The organism is Sodalis sp. RH24, from assembly GCF_047324145.1.
Classification (GTDB): Bacteria; Pseudomonadota; Gammaproteobacteria; order Enterobacterales; family Enterobacteriaceae; genus Acerihabitans.
In genome coordinates, this window is record NZ_CP178729.1 from 2,296,071 (window position 1) to 2,321,085 (window position 25,015).

The following is a 25,015-nucleotide window of genomic DNA, read 5'->3' on the forward strand; positions in this document are numbered from 1 at the left end:
CGTAACGCCCCCGCGCCTCAGGGAAGAGGCCGGTGGCGCAAATCGTCTTCCCAATTAAGCATGAGCTGACGCTCGATTTGCGGATCCAATAACGTCACATGCAGCCCCACCAGCCGCACGCCGCGATCGCCGCGCCGCTGCTCCCAGGCCTGCCGCGCAATATGCAGCAAATCCTCTTTGTTCAACTTCGGCCAGACATGCTCCTGGGTGGTCTGCTGGAAATCGGCGAACTTCAGCTTAATGCCCTGCCGGGCGATATGCAGATCCGGCCTGACCCGGCCAAGGCGTCGCTCCAGTTCCGGATAAAGCTGTTCGATAATGGCCTCGCACTCCACCCAGGCGACGATATCTTCCGCCAGCGTGCGCTCGACGCCGACGGATTTGCGCAGGCGATCGGACGAGACCTCCCGTTCGTCGATACCCTGTGAACGCTCCCAGATCACCCGGCCGAATTTACCAAACTGCCGCAGCAGCGTCGCCAGGTCACAGCGTTGTACATCCAGGCAGGTCGTTAAGCCCATGTCGGCGAGTTTTTTGGCGGTGACTTTACCCACGCCGGGTATTTTGCCTAACGGCAACTGCGCCAGAAAAGCCGGCACGTCCCCGGGAGTAATCACATACTGTCCGTTGGGCTTATTCAGGTCCGAAGCAATCTTGGCTAAGAATTTTACCGGCGCCACGCCCGCCGAGGCGGTAAGGTTCAGCTCGTCGGCAATCTGGCGGCGGATGGCCTGGGCCATCAGCGTAGCCGACCCGCTGTGATGATGGCTGTCCGTCACATCCAGGAAAGCTTCGTCCAGCGACAGCGGTTCAATCAGCGGCGTATACTGGCTGAATATATGCCGGATATGTTCCGAGGCTTCTTTGTAGGCCGCCATGCGCCCGGGCAGCAGTTTTAAATGCGGGCAGAGTTTCAGCGCCATGGCGGTCGACATGGCGCTATGCACGCCGAATACCCGGGCCGGATAATTAGCGGTGCTGATGACCCCGCGCCGGTCCGCCCGGCCGCCGATGGCGATGGGGATATCGCGTAAAGTCGGATCGTCGCGCATTTCCACCGCCGCGAAGAAGCAATCCATATCGACATGTATGATTTTACGCATTTATCCCCCTTAACTGTACAAGTATACAGTAAGGCGACGAATTTATACAAAACGTATCTTGATAAATATACAGGCAGTGATATCTTGTCGCTGTTTTAGTTGTTTTACTTGCCGTTTTTTAAAGGGTCCGCCGACAACGCCCCGTTGCCCGGCATCTTTATTATTTTGACTACGCAGGAATGATAATGGGCAAAATCGCACTGTTGTTTGCGATATTGTTTTGTATACCGGCCATGACGTCCGTCAGTTATGCCAGTGAGCAGGCGCAGACGCAGGTATCGAAAGAATTAAAAGCACAACTATTAGGCTCACCGGTTTTTATTCAGATCTTCAAAGAAGAACGAACGCTTGAACTGTATGCCAAAATGGGTAATGAATACCGCATGCTGGGCAGCTACCGCATTTGTAATTTCTCCGGCGGCCTGGGTCCGAAACGCCGGGAAGGGGATTTTAAAAGCCCGGAAGGGTTTTATTCAATTACCAACCGTAACCTAAATCCGAACAGTCATTATTATCGGGCGATAAATATCGGTTTTCCCAACGCCTACGATCAATCGCAAGGCTATTCCGGCGCGATGCTGATGATCCATGGCGACTGCCGCTCTATTGGCTGTTATGCCATGACCGATGGATATATCGCCGAAATTTATCATTATGTGGAAGCCGCGTTGCAAAACGGACAGGCCCAGGTCAATATCCATATTTTCCCGTTCCGGATGACCGAGGCAAACCTGCAGCGCCACCGTTTTTCGACGTATTATCCTTTCTGGCGTTCACTTGAACCGGGTTATGCCTATTTTGCCCGCTACCACCAGCCGCCGGCGGTGGCGGTCGTCAACGGTCAATACACCATCAACGCGCCGCTGCAGTTAAACAGCGGCACCCCGGTAATTTCACAGTTCGCGCTCTCCGAAACGAAATAATACGCTCTCCCCTGGCGCAATCTTGTGCCAGGTTTCATTCCCCGTCAGCGGCTGCGTGGCGATAACGGTGACCACGTCGTTTGGCGTGGTCTGCTGCTGGAAATCGATCTCCACATCCTGGTCAAGCAATGTCGCCTTGCCAAACGGTGCCCGCCGGGTGATCCAATACAGATTCGTGGAACAATACCCCATCACAAAACGGCCGTCCGACAGCAACATATTGAAGATGCCCTTTTGCCGCAGCTCGCCGGCAAGCACCGCAATATAGCGAAATACCGCCGGCCAGTTAGCCGGGGTGCGCGGATAGCGCGCCGCCAGCCGGGCCAGCAGCCAGCAAAAGGCATATTCGCTGTCGGTTTTCCCCACCGGGCGATAACAGCCGGTATCCAACTGGCGAAACCCCCGCAGCTGGCCGTTATGGGCGAAGGTCCAGTTGCGTCCCCACAGCTCGCGGGTAAACGGATGGGTATTTTCCAACGACACCTTGCCGCGGTTGGCCTGGCGGATATGCGACACCACCGCGCAGGATTTAATCGGATAATCCTGCACCAGCCGGGCGATAGGCGAATTGAAACTCGGCAACGGATCCTTGAAGGTCCGGCAGCCCATGCCCTCGTAAAAGGTGATACCCCAGCCATCCTTGTGCGGCCCCGTACGGCCGCCGCGTTGTACTAACCCGGTAAAGCTGAAGCAAATGTCCGTCGGTACATTGGCACTCATCCCGAGCAGTTCGCACATGACCCGTCTCCTATGCCAGGGCGTCTGAACGCCGTAATTACGCGCCCGCCGCCATCTCTTTTTCAATCAGTTGGATCAGGATATGGATCGCCTTGATATGGATTTCCTGAATACGATCGGCATAACCGAAATGCGGCACACGGATTTCCACGTCGGCGGTGCCGGCCATCTTGCCGCCGTCCTTGCCGGTGAGCACGATGACTTTCATGCCTTTGGCGCGGGCCGCCGCCACGGCGCGGATGATATTGGCCGAATTGCCGGACGTGGAGATGCCCAGCAGGACATCGCCTTTATTACCCAGCGCTTCCACGTAACGTGAAAAGACAAAGTCGTAGCCAAAATCATTGCTGACGCAGGACAGGTGGCTGGGATCGGAAATGGCGATGGCCGGATACGCCGGGCGGTTATCGCGATAACGGCCGGTCAGTTCCTCGGCGAAATGCATGGCGTCGCAATGGGAACCGCCGTTGCCGCAGGAGAGCACCTTGCCGCCGGCTTTAAAAGAATCGGCAATCATAATGGCGGCGTCTTCTATCGACTGCAGATGGCGATCGTCGCTGAGAAATTTGGCAAGCGTTGCCGCCGCTTCGTTAAGTTCACTACGAATCAAGTCCTGATACATGGTTCCCTCGGTATAGGCTGGCTAATTTAATCGTTATCCCAGCCATCAGTTTACCGGATCGGCTAAACCACGAGAAGCGAAGTTAATCCCGTGCCCTTGCGTTACCACATGGAATTTGCAGTTTAGAGCCAGGATGGAATGGTGATGCCGCAAAAAGCAACGGCGAAGCAACGACGGCGGAGACTATGCCCGCCGGCGCTGCGCCCAACGGCGGCGCTTGCACCGGCGGGCCTGGCGCCGGCCGGTGGGGTTGCATTCACGCCATGACCGTTACTTCACCAGGGCCTCGGTGGAAATGCTGATAGCCACGGCGTCGCTGACCATAGGCACATATTTGTCCATGGCAAAATCAGAGCGCTTGATGGTGGTGGTGGCATTAAACCCGACCGCCTGTTTTTTCGCCATCGGATGCTCGCCTTTTTTGTTCAGCACCGCGTCCAGGATCACCGGTTTGGTGATATTTTTAATTTTCAGTTCACCGTAAACTTTATATTTATTGGCGCCCTCGCTGACGATTTTTGTGCTGCGGAACGTGGCCAGGGGGTAAGCGGCCAGATCGAAATAGTCCTTACCCTTGAAATCGTCCGTCAGCGCCTTGACGTGGGTATCCACCGTGGCAACCGGAATAGATACATCCACCGTCGAACGGGCGATGTCGGCATCATCCAGATGAATATTACCGGTAACGTTTGAAAAATCAGCGGTCGGATTGGAAAAGCCAAAATGGTTCCAGGAGAACACCACTGAGGTGTGCGCGGGATCCATGGCATAGGTCTGGGTCGCCGCCTGGGCAAAACCGGAAAGCAGCCCAAAGCCGATAACCAGGGGTGCTGCGATTCTTTTTGCGTTAATCATCTGTCTCTCATTCCGTTGCGGTTCAAAGAAGCAATTATAGTGGCCTTTTTAAGCACCGCATGCTGCCGAAAAAATTTGTCCTATTAATTCAGTCGTTTTGACCGACTGAAATGTCATCGGGCCAAAAACAGAAGAGTGAGAGTATGTTATCGCTTTTGCGCCGTTTAGGTGCTGCGATATAAAACTCGCCCAACGGCGGATTTAGCCGTTTAACCATCTAAACGTCCCGATTGTTAATTATGCTGAGCGTGTTATATTGAGATAAAAACCGGCTTTTAAGAGTGGTAATTAGCCATGAGCAGCATCTACGTTCCGCAAAGCAAACTCCCCGCCTTGGGCACCACTATTTTCACCCAGATGAGCGCGCTGGCGCAGCAGCACCAGGCCATCAACCTCTCGCAGGGGTTTCCGGATTTTGACGGCCCGGAACATCTTAAGGCGCGGCTGGCGTACCATGTGGCCCAAGGGTCTAATCAATATGCGCCGATGACCGGCGTACCTGCGCTGCGTGCGGCGATTGCCGATAAAACCGAACAACTGTACGGCTGGCGGCCAGACCAGGATCAGGAGGTTACGGTCACCGCCGGGGCCACGGAAGCCCTGTTCGCCGCCATCAGCGCCCTGGTGCGCGCCGGTGATGAAGTGATCTGCTTTGATCCCAGCTATGACAGCTACGCCCCGGCGGTCACCCTGGCCGGCGGCGTGACCCGGCACATTGCGCTGACGCCGCCGTCGTTTCGCGTCGACTGGGCGGCGTTTGGCGCGCAGCTTAACGATCGCACCCGCCTGGTGATCCTGAACACGCCGCATAATCCCTCCGCCACTGTATGGCGGGACGACGATTTCGCCGCGCTTTGGCAGGCCATCGCCGGGCGGGAAATCTATGTGCTCAGCGACGAGGTGTATGAACATATCTGTTTTGCCGCCGGCGGCCATGCCAGCGTGCTGACGCACCCCGAGCTGCGCCAGCGCGCCATTGCCGTCTCGTCATTCGGTAAAACCTACCATATGACCGGCTGGAAGGTGGGTTATTGCGTGGCTCCGGCGGCGCTCAGCGCCGAAGTACGTAAGATTCATCAGTACCTGACCTTTGCCGTCAATACCCCGGCGCAGCTGGCGCTGGCCGATATGCTGCGCGACGAGCCGCAACATTGGCGACAGTTGCCCGCGTTTTACCGCGACCGGCGCGATCACCTGGTGCAGGCGCTGGCGCCGAGCCGGCTGGAGTTGTTGCCCTGCGAGGGCACCTATTTCCTGCTGGCCGACTATAGCGCGGTCTCGGATATGGATGATGTGGCGTTCTGCCGGTGGCTCACCGTGAACATCGGCGTTGCCGCCATTCCCTTGTCGGTGTTCTGCGCCGATCCCTTTGCCCACAAACTGATTCGGCTGTGTTTTGCCAAACAGGATGCCACCCTTGATGCCGCCGCGGAGCGTTTATGTCAACTTTGAATATCAGCCTGTTGCAACAGCCTCTGGCCTGGATGGACGGCGAGGCTAACCTGGCTCATTTCGACGGCCTGCTGGCCGAAGCCCAGGGACGCGATCTGATTATCCTGCCGGAAATGTTCACCACCGGCTTCGCCATGGAAGCGGCCGGCCGCGCGCTGCCGCAGGGCCGGGTGGTGGCGTGGCTGCAACAATGGGCCGACGCCACCGGCGCCATGATCGGCGGCAGCGCGGCCATCGGCACGCCGGAGGGCGCGGTAAACCGCTTTTTGCTGGTGGAACCGCAGGGTCGGGTTCATCTTTATGATAAACGCCATCTGTTTCGCATGGCGGATGAGCATCATCACTACCAGGCCGGGCAAAAGCGGGTGGTGGTGGACTGGCGCGGCTGGCGCATCCTGCCGCAGGTTTGTTATGACCTGCGCTTTCCGGCATGGTCGCGCAACCGTCAGGATTACGATCTGGCGCTGTATGTCGCCAACTGGCCGGCGCCGCGCGCGTCTCACTGGCAAACCCTGCTGGCGGCCCGCGCCATCGAGAACCAGGCCTATGTCGCGGGCTGCAACCGTGTCGGCACCGACGGCAACGGTCATCAGTACAGCGGCGACAGCATGATTATTGACCCGGCGGGTAACGTGCTGGCCCAGGGCGGGCCGGGGCGGGCCGAGCGCCTGGATGCCACTCTATCCCTCGCCAGCCTGCGCGAGTATCGCGCGGCGTTTCCCGCCTGGCTCGACGCCGATAGCTTTACGCTTGATGCGCCCGCGCCCGGTGCCGCCGGCCTGGCTTAACTGCCCTGGTAGGTGGACCAGCCGTAGGGATTGATCAGCAGGGGTAAATGCAGATGGTCCTGCTCTTCGCGCACAAAAAAATCGATTATTGCCGAGCCGTATAAGGCGCTGATGCCCTGTTGGGCAAACCAGGCGCCGAATGCCGCGCTAAGCCGGTAATGTCCCGGCGGTATGCCGTCGGGCGTTAGCGTGGTGAGCCGGCCGTCGCTGTCGGTTAATCCCCGCGCGATCGCCTCCCATGTGAAATACTTTTCCCTTTCCAGCTTCACCTTCACCTGTACCGCCGGCGTGCCCCGTGAGGTATCCAGGATATGGGTGGTAATCTTGCAACCGGTCATCAACATTCCTCCAGCTCCTTGCTTAAACGTAGCAGGGCGATTTCCCTTAACTGCAGCGCGGTTTCGCGCGTTTCCTCTTCGGGGCTATTATCCAGGCGGCGGCGCAGGTTCGCCAGGATTTCATGACCGCTGCGCCCGGCGGCGCGGATCAGGAACACCTGCCCGAAGCGTTGTTCGTAGCGCCGGTTGCCCTCCCGCAAATCGGCGGCCAGACGCGCGTCGGCAGGATCGACCCCCGCCTGCTCGCGCAGGGAATGTCCGGCGCCGGCACTATCGCCGCCGGGGCGTTCACCGATGCGGGGATGATGCGCCAGGGCAAGGTCCACCTGTTCCGCGCACCAGGCCAGCGCCAGCTCACCGGCAAACGCCAGCAGCTGATCCACGCAGGTAAACGGCCTGGCCGCCACGATTTTCCCGGCCCAGGCGGGGATAGCCGCGCAGGCGAGCAGGAGCTCCGCCACCGCCGACTGCGGGGCCTGATTAAATTCATCGAGCGTCATAGGCCGTCTCCTCTGCCGGTTATCAATCCCACGCTGGGCCGCGACCCTGTATCGACGCGGAACAATAAAGAGATGATCGCCGTCTGGCACAGCCCGCCGCTTCGCAGGCCGGCGCACCGCGCCGGGGCGGATGAGCGGCATAAAGAATGCGCCTGAACCGTAACGCTTGCCTGGATGGCGATAACTACTGCAACTGCCTTATGCAACTGCCCTGTGCAACTGCCGTGCCATGGTGCGGCCACGGTGGATTGCCGGCATTTGCGCGCCATAGTCTGCATAATGCGCCGGGCAAGATGCGCGCAATATCTATGGGGCGGCGACGCAACGGCATACTCTCCGGCAGGCAACGCACCATTACAGCGCAACATCACTCACCCGCGCACCAAAAAACCTCATTCACCGGCGCACCATTGGCGTGCGTCTGCGCCCGCCCGGGCCGTGCCCCGCCGTTATATTGGAACGTCTCTTGCTTAATCCAGCATTGAGTAAAGATAATGATACCGGCGGACCCCGGCAATGTTACTCTAGCCGCTACCCCTGGGCACCGGAGCAGCGCGGCATTGTCAACGTGACCATAGCAAGAGTAAACGCAGCATGAAAAGTGAATATATCGATCGTCCGGCCATCCTGGCGGAAGTTAACGCCGCCTTTTACCAATATGAACAAGCGCTGATCACGAATGATGTCGCCACGCTCGACGAGCTGTTCTGGCACGATCCCCGCACCGTCAGGTACGGCGCCGGTGAAAACCTTTACGGTATCGAGGCCATCCAGGCTTTCCGGGCGGCGCGGTCGCCGGCGGGCCTGGATCGGGTGTTGCAAAATACGGCCATCACCACCTTTGGCGATGATTTGGCGGTGGCCTGCACCGAATTTACCCGCTCTGGCAACGATAAGATCGGTCGTCAAACCCAGACCTGGGTCAAACTGGCCTGCGGCTGGCGCATTGTCGCCGCGCATATCAGCCAGATGAGCTGAAACGGCCCTCCCCGCGCTTGGCCGGCCGAGAGCGCGCGGGAGGGATTTCAGGCCGGTTTATCTTCCGGCGTGGTATGCCCGGCCGCGAAAGGATGATGGGTTATCCAGTGATCGGCGATGTCCTGCCGGCGGCAAATCCAGACCCGCTCATGCTGCTGCACATAATCCAGGAAACGCTGCAGGGCACGGAAACGTCCTGGCCGCCCGAGTATCCGGCAATGCATCCCCACCGACATCATTTTCGGCGACGTTTCCCCTTCCGCGTACAACACGTCAAAGCTGTCTTTAAGATAAGTGAAAAATTGCTCGCCGCTGTTAAATCCCTGCGGCGTGTTAAACCGCATATCGTTCGCCTCGAGGGTATAAGGGATGATCAGATGCGGTTTTACCGAGCCGTCCGTACAGGCCACCTGAGTCCAAAAGGGCAAGTCGTCGCCATAATAATCGCTGTCGTAGAGAATGCCGCCATGTTCCACCACCAGCCTGCGGGTATTGGGACTATCACGGCCGGTATACCAGCCCAGCGGCGTCTTGCCGAACAGTTCGGTTAACGTGTCTATCGCCTGCTGCATATGCTGGCGCTCGGTTTTGGCGTCCATCCCCTGATAATGCAGCCAGCGCCAGCCATGGCTGACCACATCGTAACCCGCGCCTTTGATGGCCTCGACCACCGCGGGATTACGCGCCAACGCCATAGCTACGCCGAACACGGTCAGCGGCAACCCGCGCCGTTCAAACTCCTGCTGGATGCGCCAGAAACCGGCACGGGATCCGTACTCATATAAAGATTCCATGGACATATGGCGCTCGGGGTAGCTTGCCGCGCCGATAATATCCGACAGAAACTGCTCGGATCCCGTATCGCCGTGCAATACGCTGTTTTCGGAACCTTCTTCGTAATTCAGCACGAACTGCACTGCTATGCGGGCCTGTTCCGGCCAGGCGGCGTGAGGTGGCTTGCCGGCATAACCGATCAGGTCGCGCGGATAGTTTTTATTAAACGAAAAACTTTTTTTGTCGGTCGCTTCACTCATGATCAGTTCCTTTTAAAGATCCGGTGTCTAAGTTTAGTCTGCAAAAAGGCGCTGATAGTTCTCTCACCCGCAGAAATACCGCCGCCTGCCCACCCGCCATCCGCTACGGCACTGCCGGTATACCCTCCGGGGAACGTGCTCTTGCATGGCGTGGGGTCATACCCTACTATTGCTGCATTCGCGGCCATGGATAGTCGGATGGCCGGATATTCTTCAATTTTGCCGTGGAGTGAACGTTATGCCGCTGGTTCGTATCGATATCAAGAAAAATCCCGACCCGACCTATATTGGCCGGGTGGGTAAAGTCGTTTATCAGGCGATGAAAAGCGCCATCAATGTGCCCGAACATGATAATTTCCAGATTCTCGGCGAGCACGACGGCGATCATTTTATTTATGATGCCGGTTACCTCGGCATTAACCGTACGGATAAGCTGGTCATCATCCAGATTACCCTGAATGAGGGCCGCAGCATCGAGCAGAAAAAATCGCTCTACAAAACCATTGCCGGTGGACTGCGCGAGGCGCTGGGCGTATCGCCCGAGGATGTGTTTATTAATCTTATCGAAGTAAAGAAAGAGAATTGGTCGTTTGGCAACGGCATTGCCCAATACGCAGGCTGACGGGCGCCTAGATTATTATCGTGACATCGCGCGGCGCCTGAAACACGCCGCGCTATCGCAAAAGAGGTTAACCAGAAACACGCCGCGCGCTCGCCAAGGGTGTTAAAAAACAACATGGGCCGCAGCGTAAACGCAGCAGCCCATTGGGAATTAGTTGGCGGTGTGGACGGGACTCGAACCCGCGACCCCCGGCGTGACAGGCCGGTATTCTAACCGACTGAACTACCACACCGCACATGTGCTTTGTCGGGAAAGCGAGGCGAATAGTACGGTCAGCGCCGGTCGTCGTCAATGCTTTTCACCCGGCAATATGTTGTTTGGCGATTATTTGGACATAACGTTGTTTATTCAGCCGGAATAGCGGATATCAGTGTGTTTGCTCTTCGCTTTCCGGTCGCCACAAACAGCTGCCGCCCTTTTTCTTCACCAGGTCGAGCCGTGATTCATGCGCCGCCATTTCCTCCTCGCTGGCATAAATAACCTTTAGCTGCGACTGCGCGCGCACCACCCGCTGAATATTCTCGCCGCCGTCAGCGTTGCGTCGCCCGCTCTCCCCTTCCATGGAAAAACGCATCGACGTCTGCCCGCCGGTCATGGCCAGGTACACTTCCGCCAGGATTTCGGCGTCAAGCAAGGCGCCGTGCAGGGTACGCTTGGTATTATCGATCAAATAACGATCGCAAAGCGCATCCAGGCTGTTGCGTTTGCCCGGGAAGAGTTTACGCGCCAGGAACAGGCTATCGGTGACTTTACAGAAGGTATCGGTTTTGCCGATCCCGCGGTTAAGCTTGCCGAACTCGTAATCCATAAAGCCGATATCGAAGGGCGCGTTATGGATGACCAGCTCGCCGCCGCGGATAAACTCGATAAATTCGTCCGCTACCTGCTCAAACGTGGGTTTATCCGCCAGGAATTCATCGCTGATGCCATGGATATTATAGGCTTCCGGGTCGACCAGCCGATCCGGCTTCAGGTAAACATGGAAGTGCCTGCCGGTAAGCCGACGGTTGATGACCTCGACCGCGCCGATCTCGATGATCTTATGACCTTCGTAATGAACCCCCAGTTTGTTCATACCGGTGGTTTCAGTATCCAGAACAATCTGGCGCGTAATTCCAGTGCCCGTTGCGTTCATTTATGTCAGACTTGGTTTTTTTAACATGAAGGTAGTCTACCAGAGATGCAGAAACAGGTAGAAATTTTCACCGATGGATCTTGTCTGGGCAATCCCGGCCCGGGCGGATACGGTGCCATACTGCGCTATAAGCAGCATGAAAAAATATTCAGCGCCGGTTACCGGCTTACCACCAACAACCGCATGGAACTCATGGCGGCCATTGTCGCGCTGGAGGCGCTTAAAGACCCCTGCGAAGTGGTTATCAGCACCGATAGCCAGTATGTACGCCAGGGCATTACCCAATGGATTCATAACTGGAAAAAGCGCGGCTGGAAAACTGCCGAAAAGAAACCGGTCAAAAATGTTGATCTGTGGCAGCGGCTGGATTTAGCTATCCAAACCCATGTCCTGCGCTGGGATTGGGTAAAGGGCCATGCCGGCCATCCGGAAAACGAACGCTGCGACGAGCTTGCCCGCAGCGCGGCGTGCAATCCGGCGTTCGACGATATCGGTTACCAGCCGGAAAAATAGCGGGCGCATCAGTTGCTCCGGCTGGCGGCGCCTACCGTGCGCCGGAGCGACGCCTTGAGGGTTTTGCTTTTCAGGGGATTGAGCGTGAGCGGGAAGGTACGTTTGCGCGCGACAATCATGCTCAGGCATCCAATAGCGGGCAGATGCTCGCTCAACAGACGCCCGCCCCGGCGACGCCACGGCAGCACCTGGAAACGCGAACGGTGCATCACTTCAAAATTCAGCACGCTAAGCCAGTCCAGTAACCGCATCTGGGTATACATCCGGCTGCGATAGGGCTGCCGGCGCTGCACGATTGGGCAGAGTTTGCCGATGCCCAGCAGACTCACCGGGTTGAACGTGGTAATAATCAGCCAGCCGTCATCAATCAACACCCGGTCGATTTCCCGCAGCAGACGGTGCGGATCCGAGGTGTAGGACAGCGTGTGGGCCAGCAGGCAGGCGTCGGTGGATTTGTTGGCGAACGGCAATTGAAAGGGATCGGCGATGACGTCCAGGTTATCACCTTTGATGCCGACATTGACCTGATGTGAAATAGCGCATTCACTGGTATCGATGTCCCCGCTGAGCGCGCCTATTTTAATGAGATGAAAACCGAATAATTTGGGCCACCAGGGCAACAGGCTGGTCTCCAGCGCCCGACGGTAGTTAGCTCCGTATGGGAGGTCATCCCATGAGGTTGGCGCGATGATAGGCTGCGTAATTTGCGCTGGTTTCATGTTTGACTATCTTCTAAGTGCCATAAGAAAAAATGAACAGAGGTGATCAATGAATCTTATCAGTATTCCCGCGTTTGCGGATAATTACATTTGGCTTTTGCATAACGACGCCCAGGAATGCATTATCGTCGACCCCGGCGAGTCGGCGCAGGTCATCGCTGAACTGACCGCCAGGCGCCTGACGCTGAAAGCTATCTTTTTAACCCATCACCACCAGGATCATGTGGGCGGCGTGCCGGAGCTGCGCCGGCATTTCGGTGTCCCGGTCTATGGACCGCAGGAGACCGCCGCCAAGGGCGCCGACCATATTGTCGGGGAAAACGATCGGGTGGAAGCGCTTAATATATCCTTTTCCGTGCTGGCCTTGCCCGGCCACACATTAGGACATATCGGATTTTATAGCGCGCCCTATTTATTTTGTGGCGACACGGTATTTTCCGCCGGCTGCGGGCGTTTATTCGAAGGCACGCCAAAGCAAATGTATGAGTCTTTTCAAAAAGTTAAACAACTACCACCCGAGACATTGCTCTGCGCCGCGCATGAGTATACTTTAGCCAATCTCGCCTTTGCGCGGTCGATATTACCCGAAGATACAACGATCGCCGCTTATGAGCGTGAAATTAAGCAGTTACGGGCAAAAAACCAAGCCAGCCTGCCCTCAAAACTACATTTAGAGGGTAAAATTAACCTATTCTTACGTTGCCATGACATTGATTTACAAAGAAAGTTAGACCCACATCATGCACTGCACGAGGAATGGCGTATTTTTGCCTTATTACGGGAGAAGAAGGATCATTTCTGAAGGTTTAGGTTGTAATGTCGGAATGTTCAAAGTATTATTGCTTGTCTTTTAAGCAACTATTGACATACAGAATGAAGACTCATGCGATCTTAATCGCCTCGGTCTTGCTCGTGGGTTGTCAGTCGTCCAGGTCGGCCGACTCACCTCCCGAACAGCATGCACAGAGTGTTTCTTCGGCAGGTCAAGGTGAAGCAGGAAAGTACACAGACGGCCGAGCGATCTCGGCGCGATGGCTTGGAGATTCAAGCCTCGCGCAGCCTGATTTGTGGAACTTCATTAGCGACGAGCTGAAGATGCAGATACCGGAAAACGCCCGGATCCGCGAGCAAAAAAAGCGTTATTTAAGTAATAAGAGCTATCTCCACGATGTAACATTACGGGCAGAGCCGTACATGTACTGGATTGTCGAGCAGATTAAGCAACGAAAAATGCCGATGGAACTGGTACTGCTACCCATAGTGGAGAGCGCTTTTGACCCTAAGGCAACATCCGCCTCAAACGCGGCTGGCCTTTGGCAGATTGTGCCCACAACTGGCAGGAATTATGGCCTAAAGCAAAACCAATGGTATGACGGTCGTCGCGATGTCGTCGCGTCCACCACCGCTGCACTCGATATGATGCAACGTCTCAATCGCATGTTCGACGGCGATTGGTTGTTGACGATTGCTGCTTATAACAGCGGTGAAGGACGGGTCATTCAGGCGATGAAATCCAATAAAGCGAAGGGGAAACCCACCGATTTTTGGGCACTGTCATTGCCGCGCGAGACCACTATCTATGTGCCGAAAATGCTTGCGCTTAGTAATATTATTAAGAATAGCAAACAATACGGCGTCGCCCTGCCGAAAAGCAATGACGACCGCGCTTTAGCGCGCGTAGAAGTGGGTCAGCAAATAGGTTTGAGCCAGGCGGCGGAAATGTCGGGTTTGTCGTTAACGAAGCTGAAAAGCTTCAATACCGGCTACAAGCGTAACGTAACCGCGCCAAACGGCCCGCATTACATTATGTTGCCCAAAGCCCACGCCACACAGCTGAGGGATTCGCTGGCGGTAGGCGACATCGCAGCGGTGCAGCAATCCACCCAGTTGGCGGATACGGCAGTCAGCGGCGCGAAATACCAGGTACGTTCCGGAGATACCTTGTCGGGCATTGCCAAACGTCTGAATGTGAAGGCGAGCGACTTGTTGAAATGGAACAACCTGCGTACCAGCAGCAGCCTGAAAGTCGGGCAAACATTGCAGGTGGCGGACAATAGCCTCGGCGGCAAAACCGGACAGGCGCTGCCGGTGGCCAATAACGGCGGCAGCATCACCTACCGGGTACGTAAGGGTGATTCCTTGTCCAGCATTGCCAAACGGCACGGTGTCGATATACAGGACGTCAAGCGCTGGAACGGCGCGCTGGATAACGCGGGCACCTTGCAGCCAGGCCTGAAGCTGACGTTGTTTGTCAACGGCAAAGCCACCGACTCCTGACGGGTTACGGCACATAAAAAAACAAGCACCGCGGTGCTTGTTTTTTTTATGCCTGGATCATGCCCCGCTCACCTAACCGGCATTCGGTATTCCGACGATTTTGGTTTCCGGCACCGATTTATCGGTGCGCTTATGGGGTTCAAACTCAACCAGCAGCGGATTATGATCCGAGGCCTGCGTGACCAGTACCGATGCCTCGGTGACTTTCAGCCCCCGGTAAAACACAAAATCCAGCGGACGGCCAAAAGCGCGGCGGCGCTGATCGTCGATAAACTTCACTTCGCGCAACGTCATCCGATCGGCAAAACGGTATAAAGCCGTAATCCGCTGCCGGCTCCAGGCATTAAAATCACCCGCCATGATCACCGGTCCCTGATGATTCAGGATTTGCTCGCCAATCGGCCCCAGCTGCTTGCTGTAGACGTCCACGCCCAGGCTGAAGTTAACCGCATGGATATTGACCACCATCATCAGTTGCCCGTCATACAGGGGATAAACGGTGACCAGGGCGGATTTCGCCAAACGCAACAGCGGTTCCCGCTCGCGCAGCGGGCAACAATAAACCGGATGTGCCGCGGACAATGTCATGACACCCGACGGATGCTGCGGAAATATCAGTGCCGGCACCTGGTCGGTCGCCAGATAATTTGATGTAGCAAACCTCACCAGCTCCGGCGTGGTTTGTGCCTCCTGCAATAATACCAGTTGGGCATCCTTGCCGAACCCTTGCAGCACGGAGAGCCAATCAGCACGCTGCTGTTTGTAGATGTTCCAGACCATTACCCGCAATAGCTTGGATCCCGGCAACGGCTCGCCGGGAGGCAACGCTTGACCAAGGCGACTGAAGGCAAGTGGGGGGAAAATACGCTCAACCGGCTGTCCCGCAACATACCTGACTGAATATGTTTTTTTTGCCACGGTTACCGCCTATTTAACTGTTTCTTTTGCGTCTGTGTCATGATTAATGGATTCATTTGGACAGCTATTTTTTATCCACAGACATTGTTACGATCATGATCTTTTATAGAATGTTTAATTTTTAAATTCAACGCCGAAGCACAATACGGCATCGGTTTCACTCATTGTACCATAAAATTTGTTTTAACCGGGGCCATGCGCCTGTTTGCCCCGCCGCCTAACGATTTGCCTGTTATTAATGGGCCGCATTAATTAGTCAAAGATCTATGATAAATAATGATTTTACCCTGGAGTTTGCCCAGCGGGGATGGTGCGTGAGGAAGGGAAAATATTTGTCGTGAGATAGCAGGGGTAACATCAGGCATAAAAAAAACCCTGAACATATGTTCAGGGCCTTATTTAGGGTGGCGGTGCGGACGGGACTCGAACCCGCGACCCCCGGCGTGACAGGCCGGTATTCTAACCGACTGAACTACCGCACCACGATTCGGTACTACACCCAAACATAACATTTGCGGGGTCAACGCATGTTAAAACCGTTTGCGGTGCTTGACCAACGCCTTTCGCTTCGCTCAAGGTATTGGTCTTAATGGATGCCTGGCAGTTGATGCCTGACTGCGTCAGGCCCCCTTCGGGCCGCCGCAAGCGGCGTTCAACAGGCTCCGCCTGTTGTCCTGCTCTCTTACTCGAGTAGCGAACTGCCAGGGTTACTTCACAACGCCTTTCGCTTCGCTCAAGGTATTGGTCTTAATGGATGCCTGGCAGTTGATGCCTGACTGCGTCAGGCCCCCTTCGGGCCGCCGCAAGCGGCGTTCAACAGGCTCCGCCTGTTGTCCTACTCTCTTACTCGAGTAGCGAACTGCCAGGGTTACTTCACAACGCCTTTCGCTTCGCTCAAGGTATTGGTCTTAATGGATGCCTGGCAGTTCCCTACTCTCGCATGGGGAGACCCCACACTACCATCGGCGCTACGGCGTTTCACTGCTGAGTTCGGCATGGGGTCAGGTGGGACCACCGCGCTAGTGCCGCCAGGCAAATTTCTCGTCTCATCCTGAGACTCGCCCTGCGGGCCAGCGCTGTGCGCTGTACAAAATCGCTCCCGGCGATTTTGTCATTTCCCCTGTGCAAGGCCAACGCTCCGCGTTGTTGACAACCCGTCAATATCTCGACCGGCTGTGTTTAATACTTTCCGTTACAAGCTGAAAATTCTCTCGCCACCCCTTGGGGCAACGCTCTCTTTGCGTCAAACACTTTAGGTGTTGTAAGGTTAAGCCTCACGGGTCATTAGTATCGGTTAGCTCAACGCATCGCTGCGCTTACACACCCGACCTATCAACGTCATCGTCTTTAACGTCCCTTCAGGTGGCTTAAAGCCACAGGGAAGACTCATCTCGAGGCAAGTTTCCCGCTTAGATGCTTTCAGCGGTTATCTCTTCCGCACGTAGCTACCGGGCAATGCCATTGGCATGACAACCCGAACACCAGTGGTGCGTCCACTCCGGTCCTCTCGTACTAGGAGCAGCCCCTCTCAATCTTCCAACGCCCACGGCAGATAGGGACCGAACTGTCTCACGACGTTCTAAACCCAGCTCGCGTACCACTTTAAATGGCGAACAGCCATACCCTTGGGACCTACTTCAGCCCCAGGATGTGATGAGCCGACATCGAGGTGCCAAACACCGCCGTCGATATGAACTCTTGGGCGGTATCAGCCTGTTATCCCCGGAGTACCTTTTATCCGTTGAGCGATGGCCCTTCCATTCAGAACCACCGGATCACTAAGACCTGCTTTCGCACCTGCTCGAGCCGTCACTCTCGCAGTCAAGCTAGCTTATGCCTTTGCACTAACCTCACGATGTCCGACCGTGATTAGCTAACCTTCGTGCTCCTCCGTTACTCTTTAGGAGGAGACCGCCCCAGTCAAACTACCCACCAGACACTGTCCTCGACCCGGATTACGGGCCGGAGTTAGAACATCAAACATTAAAGGGTGGTATTTCAAGGTTGGCTCCATGCAGACTGGCGTCCACACTTCAAAGCCTCCCACCTATCCTACACATCAAGGCTCAATGTTCAGTGTCAAGCTATAGTAAAGGTTCACGGGGTCTTTCCGTCTTGCCGCGGGTACACTGCATCTTCACAGCGAGTTCAATTTCACTGAGTCTCGGGTGGAGACAGCCTGGCCATCATTACGCCATTCGTGCAGGTCGGAACTTACCCGACAAGGAATTTCGCTACCTTAGGACCGTTATAGTTACGGCCGCCGTTTACCGGGGCTTCGATCAAGAGCTTCTCCTTACGGATAACCCCATCAATTAACCTTCCGGCACCGGGCAGGCGTCACACCGTATACGTCCACTTTCGTGTTTGCACAGTGCTGTGTTTTTAATAAACAGTTGCAGCCAGCTGGTATCTGCGACTGGCTTCAGCTCGGGGAGCAAGTCCCTCCACCTAATGCCAGCGTGCCTTCTCCCGAAGTTACGGCACCATTTTGCCTAGTTCCTTCACCCGAGTTCTCTCAAGCGCCTTGGTATTCTCTACCTGACCACCTGTGTCGGTTTGGGGTACGATTCGATGTGACCTGGAGCTTAGAGGCTTTTCCTGGAAGCGTAGCATCAATTCCTTCACCACCGTAGTGGCTCGTTATCACGCCTCAGTGTTGAATGAAAAAGCGGATTTACCTGCTCTTTCCACCTTCACGCTTAAACCGGGACAACCGTCGCCCGGCGAACCTAGCTTTCTCCGTCCCCCCTTCGCAGTCACACCCAGTACAGGAATATTAACCTGTTTCCCATCGACTACGCCTTTCGGCCTCGCCTTAGGGGTCGACTCACCCTGCCCCGATTAACGTTGGACAGGAACCCTTGGTCTTCCGGCGAGCGGGCTTTTCACCCGCTTTATCGTTACTTATGTCAGCATTCGCACTTCTGATACCTCCAGCAGCCCTCACAGGCCACCTTCGCAGGCTTACAGAACGCTCCCCTACCCAACGGACATATCCTTAAGCCAACTCGACGTGATGAACGCATTGACGTCGCTGCGCTCCGTCAATCGTTTTCCGTACAATTGTCTTAAGTGATATGTCCGCTGCCGCAGCTTCGGTGCATGGTTTAGCCCCGTTACATCTTCCGCGCAGGCCGACTCGACCAGTGAGCTATTACGCTTTCTTTAAATGATGGCTGCTTCTAAGCCAACATCCTGGCTGTCTATGCCTTCCCACATCGTTTCCCACTTAACCATGACTTTGGGACCTTAGCTGGCGGTCTGGGTTGTTTCCCTCTTCACGACGGACGTTAGCACCCGCCGTGTGTCTCCCGTGGTAACATTCTTCGGTATTCGCAGTTTGCATCGGGTTGGTAATCCGGGGTGGACCCCTAGCCGAAACAGTGCTCTACCCCCGAAGATGAATTCACGAGGCGCTACCTAAATAGCTTTCGGGGAGAACCAGCTATCTCCCGGTTTGATTGGCCTTTCACCCCCAGCCACAAGTCATCCGCTAATTTTTCAACATTAGTCGGTTCGGTCCTCCAGTTAGTGTTACCCAACCTTCAACCTGCCCATGGCTAGATCACCGGGTTTCGGGTCTATACCCTGCAACTTAACGCCCAGTTAAGACTCGGTTTCCCTACGGCTCCCCTATTCGGTTAACCTTGCTACAGAATATAAGTCGCTGACCCATTATACAAAAGGTACGCAGTCACCCTGATAAATCAAGGCTCCCACTGCTTGTACGTACACGGTTTCAGGTTCTATTTCACTCCCCTCGCCGGGGTTCTTTTCGCCTTTCCCTCACGGTACTGGTTCACTATCGGTCAGTCAGGAGTATTTAGCCTTGGAGGATGGTCCCCCCATCTTCAGACAGGATATCACGTGTCCCGCCCTACTCATCGAGCTCACAGCACTTGCACCTTCGGATACGGGGCTATCACCCTGTGTTGCCGGACTTTCCAGACCGTTCTCCTGATACAAATGCTGATGGTGACTCTGGGCTGTTCCCCGTTCGCTCGCCGCTACTAGGGGAATCTCGGTTGATTTCTTTTCCTCGGGGTACTGAGATGTTTCAGTTCCCCCGGTTCGCCTCAATACGCTATGGATTCACGTAATGATAGTGCAACGAATTGCACTGGGTTTCCCCATTCGGACATCGCCGGCTGATAGCGCTTCATATCAGCTCACCGGCGCATTTCGCGGATTAGCACGTCCTTCATCGCCTCTGACTGCCTAGGCATCCACCGTGTACGCTTATTCACTTAACCTCACAACCCTAAAGTGTCTTCGGAATGGCTGCGAAAGGTCCCCGCCGGTGTTGCGCGGTGCTCGCCATGCTCATGGACATACAGTCCACTCCGCTGGCTGCGCGCCGTGCGCCTTGGCCGGGACTTTCTCGCTCATCCCTCAACAAGGGCGCCATCGACACGGCGACCTTATTAGGTTTGCTTGCTTTGAGAGAATCGCATACTGATTTTGCTCAGCATGTTTTTTTCAAATTTTCAGCTTGTTCCGGATTGTTAAAGAGCATGTATTTCGCAGCATACTCATAAGAGTGTGCTCTGAAATAGACAGCGGGATATGGCGTCCCCTAGGGGGTTCGAACCCCTGTTACCGCCGTGAAAGGGCAGTGTCCTAGGCCACTAGACGAAGGGGACAAAGATAGGATCACGAAGCAGTGCTGCTTCGCAAAAAAAACCATACGAGCTGTTTGCTCATTACAGTTATCAGACAATCTGTGTGGACACTACACAATCTAGTATCTATTTCGGTAAGGAGGTGATCCAACCGCAGGTTCCCCTACGGTTACCTTGTTACGACTTCACCCCAGTCATGAATCACAAAGTGGTAAGCGCCCTCCCGAAGGTTAAGCTACCTACTTCTTTTGCAACCCACTCCCATGGTGTGACGGGCGGTGTGTACAAGGCCCGGGAACGTATTCACCGTGGCATTCTGATCCACGATTACTAGCGATTCCGACTTCATGGAGTCGAGTTGCAGACTCCAATCCGGACTACGACGCACTTTGTGAGGTCCGCTTACTCTCGCGAGTTCGCTTCTCTTTGTATGCGCCATTGTAGCACGTGTGTAGCCCTACTCGTAAGGGCCATGATGACTTGACGTCATCCCCACCTTCCTCCGGTTTGTCACCGGCAGTCTCCTTTGAGTTCCCACCATTACGTGCTGGCAACAAAGGATAAGGGTTGCGCTCGTTGCGGGACTTAACCCAACATTTCACAACACGAGCTGACGACAGCCATGCAGCACCTGTCTCAGAGTTCCCGAAGGCACGTTCGCATCTCTGCAAACTTCTCTGGATGTCAAGAGTAGGTAAGGTTCTTCGCGTTGCATCGAATTAAACCACATGCTCCACCGCTTGTGCGGGCCCCCGTCAATTCATTTGAGTTTTAACCTTGCGGCCGTACTCCCCAGGCGGTCGATTTAACGCGTTAGCTCCGAAAGCCACGGCTCAAGGCCACAACCTTCAAATCGACATCGTTTACAGCGTGGACTACCAGGGTATCTAATCCTGTTTGCTCCCCACGCTTTCGTACCTGAGCGTCAGTCTTCGTCCAGGGGGCCGCCTTCGCCACCGGTATTCCTCCAGATCTCTACGCATTTCACCGCTACACCTGGAATTCTACCCCCCTCTACGAGACTCTAGCCTGCCAGTTTCAAATGCAGTTCCCGAGTTAAGCCCGGGGATTTCACATCTGACTTAACAGACCGCCTGCGTACGCTTTACGCCCAGTAATTCCGATTAACGCTCGCACCCTCCGTATTACCGCGGCTGCTGGCACGGAGTTAGCCGGTGCTTCTTCTGCGGGTAACGTCAATCAACAAGGTTATTAACCTTATCGCCTTCCTCCCCGCTGAAAGTGCTTTACAACCCGAAGGCCTTCTTCACACACGCGGCATGGCTGCATCAGGCTTGCGCCCATTGTGCAATATTCCCCACTGCTGCCTCCCGTAGGAGTCTGGACCGTGTCTCAGTTCCAGTGTGGCTGGTCATCCTCTCAGACCAGCTAGGGATCGTCGCCTAGGTGAGCCATTACCCCACCTACTAGCTAATCCCATCTGGGTTCATCCGATGGCGTGAGGCCCGAAGGTCCCCCACTTTGGTCTTGCGACGTTATGCGGTATTAGCTACCGTTTCCAGTAGTTATCCCCCACCATCAGGCAGATCCCCAGACATTACTCACCCGTCCGCCGCTCGCCGGCAAAGTAGCAAGCTACTTCCCGCTGCCGCTCGACTTGCATGTGTTAGGCCTGCCGCCAGCGTTCAATCTGAGCCATGATCAAACTCTTCAATTAAAAGCTTGATGCTCAAAGATTGTCATACTGTTAATCTTATGAATTAACTGTTTGTTCACTCTTCAAGACTTGGTATTTTGTGTTTCGATACGGTCTTGTGAGTGCCCACACAGATTGTCTGATAAATTGTTAAAGAGCATGGCCAGCGTGCATTAATCTCACCTGGCGCGGGTTGCGTATATTACGTTTTCCCGCTGAAGAGTCAAGCTTTTATTTGCCCGTACCGGGCGCTTTTCCCTTCCCGACCCGGCATCGCGTTAGCGTTTGTTCCCGGTCAGTGGAGGCGCATTATAGGGACTTTCTCGCAGGTGACAAGGGCTATTTCGAAAAAAAATTTCAAGTGCTCATTATTAGCGCAAAACGTGGGTAAACGGCGTTTTATCCAGCCCGCAGAAGGCGCGGTCAAGCGGCCGGGGCCAAGCCAAGCATCACGGGGACGGTGGCGATCGATACGGATATGAATGCCCGGTGCGACCAAACAGCAGGCCGGACATAGTAAAAAAGCCTCGCCGTGAACACGGCGGGGCTTTTTTGCCAGGTTATTGTGATATGCGGTTATTGCCTGGCCACGATATGGCCGTTTTCCACTTCCAGCCGGATGGGGACGCCCGGGATAAGCGTACCTGACAACATCTGCTGCGACAGCGGGTTTTCTATTTCCTGCTGGATAGCGCGTTTCAGCGGCCGCGCGCCGTATACCGGATCGAACCCCTCCTCGCTGAGCAGCGCCAGCGCCTCGGCGCTCAGCGTCATGCTGTAGCCGCGATCCTCCAGCCGTTTGTACAGACGCTGCAACTGGATTTGCGCGATTTCAGCGATATGCTCGCGACCCAGGGGATGGAAGACCACCACTTCATCGACCCGGTTAATGAATTCCGGACGGAAATGATGGCTGACCACACCCAGCACCATATCTTTCATTTCCTGATAGTTCATCTGGCCAAACCGCTCCTGGATAATATCGGACCCCAGGTTGGAGGTCATGATCACCACCGTATTGCGGAAATCCACCGTACGCCCCTGACCGTCGGTTAAGCGCCCGTCGTCCAGCACCTGCAGCAGGATATTGAACACATCGGGATGCGCCTTTTCGATTTCATCGAGCAGGATAACCGAATAAGGGCGGCGGCGAACGGCTTCCGTCAGATAACCGCCTTCCTCATAACCGACATATCCCGGAGGCGCGCCCACCAGCCGCGAAACAGAGTGCTTCTCCATAAATTCCGACATGTCGATACGTACCATGGCGTCGTCGCTGCTAAACAAGAAGGTCGCCAACGCTTTGCACAGCTCGGTTTTACCCACCCCGGTCGGACCGAGGAACATAAACGAACCGATGGGCCGGTTGGGGTCCGCCAATCCGGCGCGGCTGCGCCTGATGGCGTTGGACACGGCCTCCACCGCCTCGTTCTGGCCGATGACCCGATGGTGCAGTTCCTGTTCCATGCGCACCAGTTTGTCACGTTCGCTTTCCAGCATGCGCGAGACCGGAATACCGGTCCAGCGCGCCAGGACTTCGGCAATCTCGACATCGGTGACCCGGTTGCGCAGCAGGCGCATGGTTTTGCCTTCCGCCTGGGCCGCCGCCGCCAACTGTTTTTCCAGTTCGGGGATCTTACCGTACTGTAATTCGGACATGCGCGCCAAATCCCCTACCCGCCTGGCCTGCTCAATGGAAAGCTTCGCCTGCTCCAGCTCCGCTTTCAGGGACTGGGTACCGGAAAGCGAGGCTTTTTCGGCTTTCCACTCTTCTTCCAGTTCGGAATACTCCCGTTCCTTCTGCGACAGTTCGGCTTCCAGCATCTCCAGCCGTTTGATGCTGGCGTCGTCGGATTCCTTCTTCAGCGCCTGTTGCTCAAGCTTAAGCTGGATAATACGCCGTTCAAGACGGTCCAGCGCCTCCGGTTTGGAATCCATTTGAATACGGATGCTGGAGGCCGCTTCGTCTATCAGGTCGATAGCCTTATCCGGCAGTTGCCGATCGGAAATATAGCGATGGGACAGCGTCGCCGCGGCCACGATGGCCGGGTCGGTGATCTGCACATGGTGATGCAGCTCATAGCGTTCTTTCAGGCCGCGCAGGATGGCGATGGTATCCTCCACGCTCGGTTCGGCGACAAATACTTTCTGGAACCGGCGCTCCAGCGCGGCGTCCTTCTCGATATACTGCCGGTACTCATTGAGCGTAGTGGCGCCGACGCAATGCAGCTCGCCGCGCGCCAGCGCGGGTTTAAGCATATTGCCGGCATCCATCGCCCCGTCGGCTTTACCGGCGCCGACCATGGTATGCAGCTCATCGATAAACAGGATAATGTGGCCTTCCTGTTTCGACAGATCGCTCAGCACCCCTTTCAGGCGTTCCTCGAACTCCCCGCGATATTTTGCCCCGGCCACCAGCGAGCCCATATCCAATGACAGCACCCGGCTGTTTTTCATGCCTTCGGGCACTTCGCCGTTAATGATACGCTGCGCCAGTCCTTCGACGATGGCGGTTTTACCCACCCCCGGCTCGCCGATTAACACCGGATTATTCTTGGTGCGGCGCTGCAGGACCTGGATCGTGCGCCTGATTTCCTCGTCACGGCCGATAACCGGGTCCAGTTTGCCGAGCTCCGCCCGCTCGGTCAGATCGATGGTATATTTTTTTAATGCCTGCCGTTGATCTTCGGCACCTTGATCGTTCACGTTGTCCCCGCCCCGCATTTGCTCGATAGCCTGGGTGATTTTTTCCGTGCTCGCGCCGGCTGATTTGAGCAAATCCGCCAGGGTCCCGCGCGAATCGAGCGCCGCCAGCACGAACAGTTCGGACGAAATAAAACTATCGGCGCGTTTTTGCGCCAGTTTGTCGCACAGGTTCAGTACCCGCACCAGATCCTGGGAAGGCTGCACGTCGCCGCCGGTGCCTTCCACCTGGGGCAGGCGCTCGATGGCTTTTTCAATCTCGGTGCGCAACGGCCCGGGGTTGATGCCCGCGGATTGCAGCAACGGACGCACCGTGCCGCCCTCCTGGTTAAGCAAGGCCTGCATGACGTGAAGCGGTTCGATAAATTGATTGTCGCGCCCAAGCGCTAGTGATTGAGCGTCGGCGAGGGCAAGCTGGAATTTATTGGTAAGACGATCCAAGCGCATAACTCCTCCCATATTGGTCAAAATTGCTACTGGAGATTAAATAAGGTCGTTTATTTAAAATTCAAGGA

At 55.6% G+C, this 25,015-nt stretch carries 18 protein-coding genes, 3 tRNA genes, 3 rRNA genes and 1 pseudogene; 8 read left to right on the forward strand and 17 right to left on the reverse strand.

Going from position 1 to position 25,015, the window contains the following annotated elements; all coding sequences use genetic code 11:
- Nucleotides 1-17: 17 nt before the first annotated feature.
- A complete protein-coding gene (gene dinB, locus ACL2XG_RS10565; protein WP_413722198.1) occupies nt 18-1,103 on the reverse strand; it encodes a DNA polymerase IV in 1,086 nt (361 codons plus the stop codon).
- A gap of 185 nt (nt 1,104-1,288) precedes the next feature.
- On the opposite strand from dinB, the gene dpaA reads away from it, so the two are divergent.
- Nucleotides 1,289-2,026 carry a peptidoglycan meso-diaminopimelic acid protein amidase gene (gene dpaA / locus ACL2XG_RS10570; protein ID WP_410016285.1) on the forward strand — a complete coding sequence of 246 codons (738 nt, stop codon included), beginning with the start codon at nt 1,289-1,291 and terminating at the stop codon, nt 2,024-2,026.
- Here dpaA and ACL2XG_RS10575 read toward each other — a convergent pair.
- The 3 genes from ACL2XG_RS10575 to ACL2XG_RS10585 form a co-directional block, all read right to left on the reverse strand.
- On the reverse strand, nt 1,997-2,764 hold the full coding sequence (locus tag ACL2XG_RS10575) for a class II glutamine amidotransferase (RefSeq protein ID WP_410016286.1): 768 nt from the start codon (nt 2,762-2,764) through the stop codon (nt 1,997-1,999). The two genes, dpaA and ACL2XG_RS10575, sit on opposite strands and share 30 nt — an antisense overlap.
- 37 nt (nt 2,765-2,801) lie before the next feature.
- Nucleotides 2,802-3,386, reverse strand: coding sequence for a D-sedoheptulose 7-phosphate isomerase (lpcA, locus tag ACL2XG_RS10580; RefSeq protein ID WP_413722197.1), 585 nt, complete (start codon nt 3,384-3,386; stop codon nt 2,802-2,804).
- Nucleotides 3,387-3,656: 270 nt separating this feature from the next.
- Complete coding sequence (locus tag ACL2XG_RS10585) at nt 3,657-4,241, reverse strand: YceI family protein (protein ID WP_413722196.1); 585 nt, start codon at nt 4,239-4,241, stop codon at nt 3,657-3,659.
- A gap of 294 nt (nt 4,242-4,535) precedes the next feature.
- On the opposite strand from ACL2XG_RS10585, the gene ACL2XG_RS10590 reads away from it, so the two are divergent.
- On the forward strand, nt 4,536-5,693 hold the full coding sequence (locus ACL2XG_RS10590; RefSeq protein WP_413722195.1) for a pyridoxal phosphate-dependent aminotransferase: 1,158 nt from the start codon (nt 4,536-4,538) through the stop codon (nt 5,691-5,693).
- Complete coding sequence (locus ACL2XG_RS10595; protein ID WP_410016290.1) at nt 5,681-6,481, forward strand: amidohydrolase; 801 nt, start codon at nt 5,681-5,683, stop codon at nt 6,479-6,481. The genes ACL2XG_RS10590 and ACL2XG_RS10595 overlap by 13 nt, the downstream gene beginning before the upstream one ends.
- Here ACL2XG_RS10595 and uraH read toward each other — a convergent pair.
- Both uraH and uraD read right to left on the reverse strand, forming a co-directional pair.
- On the reverse strand, nt 6,478-6,825 hold the full coding sequence (gene uraH, locus ACL2XG_RS10600) for a hydroxyisourate hydrolase (protein ID WP_413723591.1): 348 nt from the start codon (nt 6,823-6,825) through the stop codon (nt 6,478-6,480). The genes ACL2XG_RS10595 and uraH overlap by 4 nt on opposite strands.
- Nucleotides 6,819-7,319, reverse strand: a complete 501-nt coding sequence (uraD, locus tag ACL2XG_RS10605; RefSeq protein ID WP_413722193.1) for a 2-oxo-4-hydroxy-4-carboxy-5-ureidoimidazoline decarboxylase — start codon at nt 7,317-7,319, stop codon at nt 6,819-6,821. The genes uraH and uraD overlap by 7 nt, the downstream gene beginning before the upstream one ends.
- A 594-nt stretch (nt 7,320-7,913) precedes the next feature.
- On the opposite strand from uraD, the gene hpxZ reads away from it, so the two are divergent.
- Entirely contained in the window at nt 7,914-8,297 is a 384-nt protein-coding gene (gene hpxZ, locus ACL2XG_RS10610) for an oxalurate catabolism protein HpxZ (RefSeq protein ID WP_410016293.1), read from the forward strand.
- A gap of 47 nt (nt 8,298-8,344) precedes the next feature.
- On the opposite strand, the gene puuE is transcribed toward hpxZ, so the two are convergent.
- Nucleotides 8,345-9,331, reverse strand: coding sequence for an allantoinase PuuE (puuE, locus tag ACL2XG_RS10615; protein WP_413722192.1), 987 nt, complete (start codon nt 9,329-9,331; stop codon nt 8,345-8,347).
- Between the two features lie 238 nt (nt 9,332-9,569).
- Between puuE and ACL2XG_RS10620 the strand changes: the two genes are divergently transcribed.
- Nucleotides 9,570-9,953, forward strand: a complete 384-nt coding sequence (locus tag ACL2XG_RS10620; protein ID WP_410016295.1) for a tautomerase family protein — start codon at nt 9,570-9,572, stop codon at nt 9,951-9,953.
- Nucleotides 9,954-10,108: 155 nt separating this feature from the next.
- On the opposite strand, the gene ACL2XG_RS10625 is transcribed toward ACL2XG_RS10620, so the two are convergent.
- A tRNA-Asp gene (locus ACL2XG_RS10625) sits at nt 10,109-10,185 on the reverse strand.
- Nucleotides 10,186-10,320: 135 nt separating this feature from the next.
- Nucleotides 10,321-11,088 (reverse strand): DNA polymerase III subunit epsilon, encoded by a 768-nt coding sequence (dnaQ, locus tag ACL2XG_RS10630; protein WP_410016296.1) that lies wholly within the window; start codon nt 11,086-11,088, stop codon nt 10,321-10,323.
- Between dnaQ and rnhA the strand changes: the two are divergent.
- Nucleotides 11,033-11,601 (forward strand): annotated as a pseudogene (rnhA, locus tag ACL2XG_RS10635) (ribonuclease HI). The gene dnaQ and the pseudogene rnhA overlap by 56 nt on opposite strands.
- A gap of 8 nt (nt 11,602-11,609) precedes the next feature.
- On the opposite strand, the gene ACL2XG_RS10640 reads toward rnhA, so the two are convergent.
- Nucleotides 11,610-12,320: a class I SAM-dependent methyltransferase gene (locus tag ACL2XG_RS10640; protein ID WP_410016297.1), complete on the reverse strand. Its 711-nt coding sequence runs from the start codon at nt 12,318-12,320 to the stop codon at nt 11,610-11,612.
- 49 nt (nt 12,321-12,369) lie between these two features.
- Between ACL2XG_RS10640 and gloB the strand changes: the two genes are divergently transcribed.
- Nucleotides 12,370-13,122, forward strand: a complete 753-nt coding sequence (gloB, locus tag ACL2XG_RS10645) for a hydroxyacylglutathione hydrolase (protein ID WP_413722191.1) — start codon at nt 12,370-12,372, stop codon at nt 13,120-13,122.
- 71 nt (nt 13,123-13,193) lie between these two features.
- Complete coding sequence (gene mltD, locus ACL2XG_RS10650) at nt 13,194-14,597, forward strand: murein transglycosylase D (RefSeq protein WP_413722190.1); 1,404 nt, start codon at nt 13,194-13,196, stop codon at nt 14,595-14,597.
- Between the two features lie 72 nt (nt 14,598-14,669).
- On the opposite strand, the gene ACL2XG_RS10655 is transcribed toward mltD, so the two are convergent.
- The 7 genes from ACL2XG_RS10655 to clpB form a co-directional block, all read right to left on the reverse strand.
- Nucleotides 14,670-15,515 (reverse strand): endonuclease/exonuclease/phosphatase family protein, encoded by an 846-nt coding sequence (locus ACL2XG_RS10655; protein WP_410016300.1) that lies wholly within the window; start codon nt 15,513-15,515, stop codon nt 14,670-14,672.
- Between the two features lie 405 nt (nt 15,516-15,920).
- Nucleotides 15,921-15,997, reverse strand: a tRNA-Asp gene (locus ACL2XG_RS10660).
- A gap of 435 nt (nt 15,998-16,432) precedes the next feature.
- A 5S ribosomal RNA gene (rrf, locus tag ACL2XG_RS10665) occupies nt 16,433-16,548 on the reverse strand.
- 230 nt (nt 16,549-16,778) lie between these two features.
- A 23S ribosomal RNA gene (locus tag ACL2XG_RS10670) occupies nt 16,779-19,771 on the reverse strand.
- A gap of 314 nt (nt 19,772-20,085) precedes the next feature.
- A tRNA-Glu gene (locus tag ACL2XG_RS10675) sits at nt 20,086-20,161 on the reverse strand.
- A 114-nt stretch (nt 20,162-20,275) separates the two neighbouring features.
- Nucleotides 20,276-21,818, reverse strand: a 16S ribosomal RNA gene (locus ACL2XG_RS10680).
- Together the 16S, 23S and 5S rRNA genes with 2 tRNA genes alongside form the textbook arrangement of a ribosomal RNA operon.
- A gap of 555 nt (nt 21,819-22,373) precedes the next feature.
- Nucleotides 22,374-24,947 (reverse strand): ATP-dependent chaperone ClpB, encoded by a 2,574-nt coding sequence (gene clpB, locus ACL2XG_RS10685; protein WP_410016301.1) that lies wholly within the window; start codon nt 24,945-24,947, stop codon nt 22,374-22,376.
- Nucleotides 24,948-25,015: the final 68 nt, after the last annotated feature.